The sequence below is a fragment of the Streptomyces sp. NPDC002690 genome (genome assembly GCF_053592415.1).
The window spans coordinates 1-1,574 of sequence record NZ_JBSFVR010000701.1 but is presented as its reverse complement, the minus strand read 5'-3'; the positions used below and the strand labels follow the sequence as shown (position 1 = coordinate 1,574).

Annotated in this window: 3 protein-coding genes; all 3 read right to left on the bottom strand. The window is 67.2% G+C overall.

Annotated features, from left to right (window positions below; genetic code table 11):
• On the bottom strand, window positions 1-390 hold a 390-nt coding region (gene rplP, locus ACWD3D_RS36830; protein WP_451464989.1), incomplete at its 3' end, for a 50S ribosomal protein L16.
• 5 nt (window positions 391-395) lie between these two features.
• Window positions 396-1,232, bottom strand: coding sequence for a 30S ribosomal protein S3 (gene rpsC / locus ACWD3D_RS36825; protein WP_328721287.1), 837 nt, complete (start codon window positions 1,230-1,232; stop codon window positions 396-398).
• Window positions 1,232-1,574: 50S ribosomal protein L22 (gene rplV, locus ACWD3D_RS36820; protein WP_451464988.1), on the bottom strand; the 343-nt coding region annotated here is incomplete at its 5' end. The genes rpsC and rplV, both read right to left, overlap by 1 nt.

Here is a 1,574-nt window from a genome sequence, read left to right as displayed (position 1 = left end):
CCGGCACTTCATCGGAAGCTTGTGAGCAGCGCGGGTAAGCGCCTCACGAGCAATCTTCTCGTTCGGGTAGGACAGCTCGAACATCACCCGACCGGGCTTGACGTTCGCGATCCACCACTCGGGAGAACCCTTACCGGAACCCATGCGGGTCTCGGCAGGCTTCTTCGTCAGGGGGCGGTCCGGGTAGATGTTGATCCAGACCTTGCCGCCACGCTTGATGTGGCGGGTCATCGCGATACGAGCTGCTTCGATCTGGCGGTTCGTCACGTACGCCGGGGTCAGCGCCTGGATGCCGTACTCGCCGAACGCAACCTGCGTACCACCCTTGGACATACCGCTGCGCTTCGGGTGGTGCTGCTTGCGGTGCTTGACCCTACGGGGGATCAGCATTTCGGTCAGGCCTCCGTTCCGGTGCTCTCAGCAGCCGGAGCAGCGGCGGCGGGGGCGTCGGCCTTGGGGGCCTCCACCGTGCCGGGCTGCTGCGGCTTGCGTCCGCGACCGCCACGCTCGCCACCGCGGCCACCACGGCCGGCCGGGCGGTCGGTGCCGCCACGGGCCGGGCGGTTGCCGGCGCGGGCAGCGGCGTTCTCGGCGCGGACCTCGGCGATGTTCTTGACGTCGCCCTTGTAGATCCAGACCTTCACGCCGATGCGGCCGAAGGTCGTCTTGGCCTCGAAGAAGCCGTAGTCGACGTTCGCGCGGAGCGTGTGCAGGGGCACGCGGCCCTCGCGGTAGAACTCCGAGCGGGACATCTCGGCGCCGCCGAGGCGGCCACCGCACTGGATCTTGATGCCCTTGGCGCCGGCCTTCATCGAGCTCTGCATGCTCTTACGCATGGCGCGACGGAAGGAGACGCGGGAGGAGAGCTGCTCGGCGACGGCCTGGGCCACCAGCTGAGCGTCAACCTCGGGGTTCTTGACCTCGAGGATGTTCAGCTGGACCTGCTTGCCGGTCAGCTTCTCCAGCTCGCCGCGGATGCGGTCGGCCTCGGCGCCGCGGCGGCCGATGACGATGCCCGGACGAGCGGTGTGGATGTCGACGCGGACGCGGTCGCGGGTGCGCTCGATCTCAACCTTCGAGATGCCGGCGCGCTCCATGCCCTTCGTCATCATGCGACGAATGGCGACGTCTTCCTTGACGTAGTCCTTGTACAGCTTGTCGGCGTACCAACGGGACTTGAAGTCCGTGGTAATGCCGAGCCGGAACCCGTGCGGGTTTACCTTCTGGCCCATTACCGGGTTCCTTCCTTGCTGCTGACGACCACGGTGATGTGGCTGGTCCGCTTACGGATCCGGTAGGCACGGCCCTGAGCACGCGGACGGAACCGCTTCAGGGTCGGGCCCTCGTCCACGTACGCCTCGCTGATGACCAGCGAAGAGGCGTCAGGGTGGTCGTAGTTGTGTGCAGCGTTGGCAATGGCGCTGTCAAGCACCTTGCCAACCGGCACGCTCGCGGCCTGCGGGGCGAAACGCAGGACCGCCTGAGCCTCCGTGGCATCCATGCCACGGATGAGGTCCACCACTCGGCGGGCCTTCATGGGCGTGACGCGGATGTACCGCGCCTGGGCCCTGGCT

Coding starts and splice junctions, on each gene's coding strand:
- rpsC (WP_328721287.1), bottom strand. CDS start 1,232: ATGGGCCAGAAGGTAAACCCGCACGGGTTCCGGCTCGGCATTACCACG.